Source organism: Pseudocitrobacter sp. 2023LY-00077, assembly GCF_055796175.1.
This window is the reverse complement of sequence record NZ_JBSPEI010000039.1, coordinates 1-7148: the sequence shown is the minus strand read 5'-3', so window position 1 is coordinate 7148 and position 7148 is coordinate 1. Positions and strand designations below refer to the sequence as shown.

General features: G+C 53.1%; 8 protein-coding genes. All 8 read right to left on the bottom strand.

Annotated features, from left to right (window positions below):
* The coding region (locus ACWWFX_RS24790) for a DNA circularization protein (RefSeq protein ID WP_473225048.1) at window positions 1-1408 on the bottom strand (1408 nt) is incomplete at its 3' end.
* Entirely contained in the window at window positions 1405-3717 is a 2313-nt protein-coding gene (locus ACWWFX_RS24785) for a phage tail tape measure protein (RefSeq protein WP_473225047.1), read from the bottom strand. The genes ACWWFX_RS24785 and ACWWFX_RS24790, both read right to left, overlap by 4 nt.
* Window positions 3718-3719: 2 nt before the next feature.
* Window positions 3720-3851: a hypothetical protein gene (locus ACWWFX_RS24780; protein WP_473225046.1), complete on the bottom strand. Its 132-nt coding sequence runs from the start codon at window positions 3849-3851 to the stop codon at window positions 3720-3722.
* 20 nt (window positions 3852-3871) lie between these two features.
* A complete protein-coding gene (locus ACWWFX_RS24775) occupies window positions 3872-4240 on the bottom strand; it encodes a hypothetical protein (RefSeq protein WP_473225045.1) in 369 nt (122 codons plus the stop codon).
* A gap of 6 nt (window positions 4241-4246) precedes the next feature.
* Window positions 4247-4621, bottom strand: a complete 375-nt coding sequence (locus ACWWFX_RS24770) for a phage tail protein (protein WP_473225044.1) — start codon at window positions 4619-4621, stop codon at window positions 4247-4249.
* Window positions 4622-4634: 13 nt separating this feature from the next.
* Window positions 4635-6092 (bottom strand): phage tail sheath C-terminal domain-containing protein, encoded by a 1458-nt coding sequence (locus ACWWFX_RS24765; protein WP_473225043.1) that lies wholly within the window; start codon window positions 6090-6092, stop codon window positions 4635-4637.
* Window positions 6079-6393 carry a hypothetical protein gene (locus ACWWFX_RS24760; protein ID WP_473225042.1) on the bottom strand — a complete coding sequence of 105 codons (315 nt, stop codon included), beginning with the start codon at window positions 6391-6393 and terminating at the stop codon, window positions 6079-6081. Before ACWWFX_RS24760 ends, ACWWFX_RS24765 begins: the two co-directional genes overlap by 14 nt.
* Window positions 6380-7030 (bottom strand): DUF1834 family protein, encoded by a 651-nt coding sequence (locus ACWWFX_RS24755; protein WP_473225049.1) that lies wholly within the window; start codon window positions 7028-7030, stop codon window positions 6380-6382. Before ACWWFX_RS24755 ends, ACWWFX_RS24760 begins: the two co-directional genes overlap by 14 nt.
* Window positions 7031-7148: the final 118 nt, after the last annotated feature.

Genomic DNA, 7148 nt, shown 5'->3' with positions numbered 1-7148 from the left:
GGATATCCCCCGATTTAAGGTTGTTCGGGTCCCTCAGAGTGGGATTCAGGCGCAGCAGCTCGGCCGCGCGGGAATAATCGCCATACCACAGGTAAGCCACCAGGTGCAGATTCATGTCTGCTTTGACAGTGCGGGTGGTCAGAGGTGGACGCTGTGTAATAACGGTGGTGGCAAGTTCCTGAACGCTGAGAGCAATATTTTTCATACTGTTAACTACGGGTTGCCAGGTAATGCCGCTGGCAGTAGTCGCTGAGCTAACTCCCTGAGTGGCAGAGGAAAAATAGGTTCGGGTCTGGTCAATGGCCGTCTGGATAGCGGTTCGCGTATCGTTAGCGATCAGCTCCACATCATCCGGGGAGAGCAACTCAATAATGGTGTTGTCACTCAGAATGTCAGAGGCATCGAGCGCCAGCTGCAGCGCAACCTGTATATTCACTGCCGTCACCAGCTCGGTGATATCACTGGCTGAAGACCCGGAAGGAACGGCCACCGCGACGGTCGTTTGTCCGGTAACGATTCCTGATGGCATTACAGCCACTTCCTGTAACGCTGTGCGTCCGTTTTTCCAGTCAGCCATGATGATGCCCGCAACGCCGCTGACATCCGAGGAGAGCTGTGCGGCGGACGACGCGGAGGAACCTGCCGAAGAAGATGATGCAACAGCGGATGTTGCCGCTGATGTGCCGGCACCTGCCACAGATGAGGAACGGGCATAACTACCCGGATTGTTGGTCACCGAAGACTTAGACAGCAATGATGTTTGTGTTAACGCACTCTGCAAGTCATTCATAAATGCGGCAGGATAATTAACAAAGTCAGTAGTGGTGCTGACAAAATCCGTCAATTCACCTTTCAGAACGGTCACCATATTAAGCGCGGTTGATGCCAGGGATTTCGCCCGGCGCATCCATTTCTTCGCCGTTCTCAGGGGGGCGAGCGCGTTATCAATCGCAGTCTGGGCCTGTGCAAGTGCCGACTGTACCTGGTTGAAGATGATGTCAGCCTGAGACAGCGGAAAGTCGCTGCCGAAAAAAGGCACATTAGGTTTTGCCTCAAGGAAAACAACCTCAACCGCGCAGTAATCAACGTTTTCCGCATCATGTGAAAGCTGATACTGGATACACTGCATATAAGGCATCGAACCAAAAACAGGATGGATCAGCTCACCATAGCCGCGCGTATCAAGAGCAGCGATAAACGACTGCAGGCGGAGATCGTAATCATCACCCCAGAACAGGCAATCAACCTGGCAGTTACGCGGTTTCCGGCCCAGGTCTTCAATATCGCCGCCATCCACATACGGGTATTCATAGGTCGCGATATCCCGGCTGGCGCTGTCGCGGGTACGGATCACATCAAACTGAACGCCCCTGAATGAGGCATCCTGTAAAGAGTCTTCCCAGCTCACTGCGGACCTCCTGTGGAGCCACGAACGGACTGTTCACCGTTATAGTTATTGACTGCCTGAGCAATCTCACGCTCATCGAGCATCACTTTGGTTGTAATTGTCACAGGCTGTGGCTTCTGTTGCTGTGGCAACAGGTAAGATGATACGCCGATGGTGGATGGGTCAGCGTTCTGAAGTCCAATGGTAGCCGGTGATTTCGACCAGGTTTTATCATCACTGGCCAACCCGGGTATCGAAGGTTGAGATTTATCGGGTGCTGGTACTTTAATGCCTGCCCCCCTGGTGATGGCCTCTGTATCGCCCTGGTCCATTCCCGGGTTAACAGACGGTGCGGCAGGGGGCCGTATCCACGACTTAATCTCATCAACTGCATCAAGCAGCCCCGGTCTGGCTTTCACAGCATCCAGCATTCTGGCTTCACTGTTGCTGTAATTATTCTTATTAAGACGCGCACGAGCATCAGCATCCCCTCGTTCAACGTGAACAAGAGGTGCATCCTGCATTCCCTGATATAAAGCAAGAGGAGCTAATAATTTACCCGCGCCCCGGGTTAACCCTCCCCAGATTTTCCCTAAAGATGAAGTACCCGGGGGAGTTATACCGCCCGGAGGTGTAACGCCTCCAGGGCCACGACTACCAGGCAGTTTAATACCGCCACCAGTCAGGAAATTCAGACCAGCAAAAGCAACAGCTGCTGCAGCCATTGCTTTTATTGCCGTAGTCGCTCCCGAAATGGCTGTTGTTAATTCAGGATATTCTTTTGCGTAGTCCGTTAATTTGGTAGCAAGGTCACCATATAAATCAGCGACAGGCTTCATTGCATCTTGTTCAGCGAACATTTTCTCTGATTCAAGCTGTTGGGATTTGAATGAATTTGTTGACGCGACAACATCGTATGATGCAGCTCCTGCACCAACAGAATTTTCTGTTCCTGATATTTGTTCTTTGACAAAGTCTCTCTTCATAATACTTGTTTTTAAAGCCGTGCTTGCTTGTGAATCAGCAACTATTTTTGATGTTATTGAAGAGATGACTAAATCCAGGGCTGCGAGAATATCCTTTTCTCTATCAGTTCCTTTATATTTCTGAGCTTGCGCCCGGAGTTTTTTTACGCGACTATCTGCCGATACAATTCCCGATACAGCATTCGTAAATGCATCCGCCGCATTTTCGCCATTTAATCTTTGGTCAGCCATGTAGTCAGCATACTGGAGTTGACGACCATCCTTTGTTCGAAATCGTTTATTCTTTAATGCATTTTGCGTATCTGCACTTGTATATTTATCAAAGAGGTTATTTACATTGGTTGATGCAGCATTATTATCCCCGGCAGTTTCAGCATTCGCCTGTAACATGGCCAGAACCACATCTAAATCTTTTAGGCCTGACATACCAACTGCGTTTGCTTTCGTTAATGTAAGCGGTAATGACCCTGCCATATCTGCAAGTTCATATTTGCCATTCTCACCGGAACGAATCGCTTTATCATATACGGCAGGTAAGTCACGCATATCAATGCCAAAGTTTTTTATTGCACCTATGCCTATTTTTGCCAGGTCCTGAGGGTTTGCTCCAGATGCTGTCGCATAGCGTGTGATATCAGGCAATATTTTCATTGCTGTCTTATCATCGAGACCGCCTGCAAATAACGCATTAAGCGTTTCCTGAGCCGCCTCAGGTGTACCACCACCATAACGCACCGCATTTTTAATTGTGTCGTTAATGACAGGGATTTTCTTTATGCGCTCAGGTGCGGGAAGTTCGTTGTAGGCGGTATTCGCTATCTCGGCATTACGAGATTCAAAGGCCATTTGCCGTTGTACCGGGTCCTTGATGACCATCCCGGCAGCTGTCAGCCCGCCAGCCACTGCACCAGCAGTTGATAAAGCGCCTTTAAAACGCTGCATACGGGTCATTGAGTTATTGACGCCGACCAGTTCAGTACGCAGCTGGCTGACACGCTCGGTCATTGAACGGAAGGCCCTGGACTGCTCGTTGGCAGATAGCGTTCCTGACCGGGTTAGACGGTTATATGCCGCCATAGTCTGGTTAATTTCGCGCTGAATTTCACGCTCGGAGCGGATGCCCAGCGTGGAACGCGCGGAGCTGGCGCGTCGGTATTCATCCTGAAGGCTACGGGAGGCTTTAATAGCCCGGGAGCTGTTCTGCTCCTGGCTTTTTGCCTGCTCATCGCTGGCTTTCTGCGTCGCCTTCGTATCTTTTACAATGCTCTGAAACGCCTGACGAATGACCTTTGATGCGCCATCACGCGCCAGAAGAGAGAGTGCAAGCTGGAGGTTACGGGCCATAGTTACTTCCCTTTAGGTTTCTTTTTACGCCGGGATTTCAAAGTGCGGGTGGTTTTGGTGGTGGTTGTGCCGGATTTTTTCCCGTGCAGGCGGGCCAGTGCTTCGGTAAACCCGTCCAGTTCTGGACGGGTCATCGCGCCTATTTGCTGCCCGGTTATGCCGTATCGTCCGAGGGCGAGGATAAGGGTGCGGTATCCGGTAAGTCGCTGTTCAAACGCATCCGCTTTTTTTTAATAGCTTCGATCTGCGCATCAATGATGTCGAAATCATCGTCGTTGAGCCCGTTCAGCAGCAGTTCTGGCGTGATGTCTCCTTTGGACAGGTCGCCGAGCGATTCCAGCGCTTCAGCCATAACAGCAACGCGGTAGTACATACCTGCCGCTGCACCATCAGTCGTGCCACAGGCTTCGTCTGTCAGGCGTAGCGCTTCAATGGTATCGCTCACCACCGGCAGGCGGACGATGAAGTCGTAATGCACTTTATCGCCAGCCTGAACACCATATAAAAGTTGGTGCTTTTCCATATACTTTTACTCCTCCACACGTCGCAGCGAGTTCATTGTGATATCGCGCTTCGCTTCGTTATCCACTGTATACTGAGCCCCTGCCTGGGTGCTGAAACAATCCAGGTAAGAGATGCGTTTACCCGTACTGTTAAGCGGATACTGGGTGATTTTGGCCCCTTCAATCGCGCCCCAGTTCAGATCGCCGGATGCCGGGATAACCACCGTCACCGTCAACTGAATTTCCTCAATACCACGGGAGAATCCCTTTGCACGCCCGGTACGGTTCATGGTCTTGACCAGCTTGCGCCCGGTGGTGACGTCTTCTTTCAGGTCGGTGACCTCAATTTCCTGGCCGTCGACCTCCATGACGATCGCGCCGACATATTCTTCAAGTGCCATTGTTCAGCTCTCCTTACAGTAGCAGGTCAATCACGCCTGCAAATACATGCAGACCATTCACTACATCGGCCGGGATACGGGCGTTCAGCTGGTTGCTGTCCTGTGAGTCACGCTCCACAATGAGCCCGGATTTATTGGCTTCAACCTCTTCAATAATCTCCAGCTCTTCCAGCTTAATCAGCACATCGAGCAGTTCGCTCTGCACCTTCGGTGGCGTTCGTGAACTCAGCTTGTCACGCGGGAACCGCAACGCGATACGCTCACGACAGGCTTTACGTACATAGTCCAGTGTGCGGATGGTTGTGATATCCAGTAACGAAACATCATCTACACCCTGCGCATTTTTGGTGTAGGTACTGATCGCGCGGACAATCTGAACCTTATCCCCTGGGCCGATTTCAAACGGCGTCAGACCATTTCGCAGGGCGTTTTCCTGCTCGGTGCGGCCGGGACGATTTTCGAGGGCAGTGACATCAAGCGTCGACATAGCCAGTGTGTTCAGCGGGCGGGCCGGGTCCTCTTCGCTTGCGATGACAGCCGCATAGGCCGCTGCAATCTGAGCCGGGGTTTTCGCCGAACCGTTATGCCAACCGAGCGTAATTCGTCCCTCATTGAGGGATGCGCTCAGGGTGGTGCCGGTGGAAAGTGATTTAGGCCAGCCGCCCACGCCGATGGCCCCGCGCTGCTCCATTGCATTGCTGACATTATCGAGATGATCGCGCAACGCCGTCAGCGCATCATCGGTGGAGAACGGGCTCACGACGATGTTGTGGCCAGCAGCAAATGCGGCGGCCAGTGCCGGAGCAATGTCCGGGTCTACATTCCCACCAGACATTTCCGTTACTGATGCCGTGGTGCCTGTGGCAGTACTGGTCGCTTTGATGACAATGTCATTACCATAGGTCCCCGCGTGGCGGGCGGTCAGAACAACGACACCGTTGACTGGCTGCGGGTCGTCTTCACCTTCAACCACTTCCGTTGACAGTTCTGCGGTCACAGGAAGTGCTGTCTTCTGAGCAAGAGTTGAAATCAGCGTGTTTGCAATTTCATTAGCGGTATCACCATTGGAAACACCGACATCAATACGCGTACCACCGACCGATACACTCAGCGTGCCATTAGAGGTTGCCGGGCCGGTAATCGCGACTTTCCCGGTGGCGGCTGTTGCCGTATCGGCATCCGGGATACCAATCATCTGCAGCTGCAGGTAAGCATTGGCACCGATAGCATCGGTGGCCATCTGATGCGCCGCTGAACCGCGACCAAAGTAAGTTGCTGCCTGGTCATCGTAAAAAATATCCAGAATGGTCAGCGGTTCAGCCGTGCCGGTATCCAGCATAGGGGCAAGCATCAGCACTTTCTGGGTATTTCCCGGAAGCGTTCGAACCGCCAGCCGGGTATTAAATTCAATGTACTGTCCGGGCTTACGGTTGCTCCCGATGGTGTCAAAGCTGATGTTAGGACTGGACATTATCTACCTCCGTGGCGTCCTTTTTACTGGCATCTGAAGCCGGTTCGGCCGCTGCTTTGGCTGGTTTTTTATCAGCGGCCGGCGCAGTGGCTTTTTGGGCAGGAATGGCGGTAGCAGGTTCCGCTGCTGCTTCAGGCCCGGGGGCCTCATTCCTGATAATCAGATCACCGGCACGAATCTGGCGACGGTAATAAGCGGTATCGTCCACCAGAACCGCTGCCGCATCGGTGATGTAACGGCGGGCGTTATCTTCGCGGGGGACATTGATGCCCGTTACCGCAATGACGCTAATCTTTTTCATGGTTAATCATGTCCTCTGCAATATCGTCGCTGTCCGGCGATTTCAGGTCATAAATCAGCTTTGTGCGTAACCAGTCCGGGTCATCAGGGCTGGTTCTTCCTTTATAAGGAACAAACAGGCTGTCATCGTGTCCAGCAGGCGCATCAACCAGCGGGAACAGGCCGTTCTCCAGCGCAGCCTCTGCCCATTTGGTATCGAACTCACAGGCAAAGACGGAGAATGCCTGCTTCTCCAGTTGCGTATTGAACAAGGTGCGAACCCGCCCCGGAACCAGGTGATCGATGGTCAGCCCCATATCCTGCCCGGAGAGCAGGCGGCGAACGGCAGAAACCATCCGGTAAGTACCGACTTCTTCCAGCAGCGGCCCCCCCACGCGTGACGCTGCTTCACTGCGCACGCTGCGGTCGCCCACAATCACAACAAACCGCCCGTGGGCCATGAAGCGATTACGGGATGTGCCGGTACGTTCGGTCTTCTGAATCCCCCCGAAGGTCACCCATACGCCGGGAAGCTGGCGTATGACTTCGGCAGGCTCGCCATCCATCTCGCCACCGTAAGACCCGACGTTACAGGTCAGACGCCCCAGTCCCTGTCGGAGTCGTTCGACAATTGCGGCCTCAATGTCGGCAATGAGCATCATCAGAAGCTACCTCCCCGGGTCTGATCGCGCCCGAAGACGCGACCGGCCGATACCATCCTGGCACCGGTTCCGCTGCGCGGGACTTCACCAGAATTATTGCGACCCAGCGTGATAC

Excerpts from the sequence above, each read along its gene's own strand:
- ACWWFX_RS24785 (WP_473225047.1), bottom strand. The coding sequence starts at position 3,717 with ATGGCCCGTAACCTCCAGCTTGCACTCTCTCTTCTGGCGCGTGATGGC.
- ACWWFX_RS24755 (WP_473225049.1), bottom strand. The coding sequence starts at position 7,030 with ATGCTCATTGCCGACATTGAGGCCGCAATTGTCGAACGACTCCGACAG.
- ACWWFX_RS24770 (WP_473225044.1), bottom strand. The coding sequence starts at position 4,621 with ATGGCACTTGAAGAATATGTCGGCGCGATCGTCATGGAGGTCGACGGC.
- ACWWFX_RS24775 (WP_473225045.1), bottom strand. The coding sequence starts at position 4,240 with ATGGAAAAGCACCAACTTTTATATGGTGTTCAGGCTGGCGATAAAGTG.
- ACWWFX_RS24780 (WP_473225046.1), bottom strand. The coding sequence starts at position 3,851 with ATGACCCGTCCAGAACTGGACGGGTTTACCGAAGCACTGGCCCGCCTG.
- ACWWFX_RS24765 (WP_473225043.1), bottom strand. The coding sequence starts at position 6,092 with ATGTCCAGTCCTAACATCAGCTTTGACACCATCGGGAGCAACCGTAAG.
- ACWWFX_RS24760 (WP_473225042.1), bottom strand. The coding sequence starts at position 6,393 with ATGAAAAAGATTAGCGTCATTGCGGTAACGGGCATCAATGTCCCCCGC.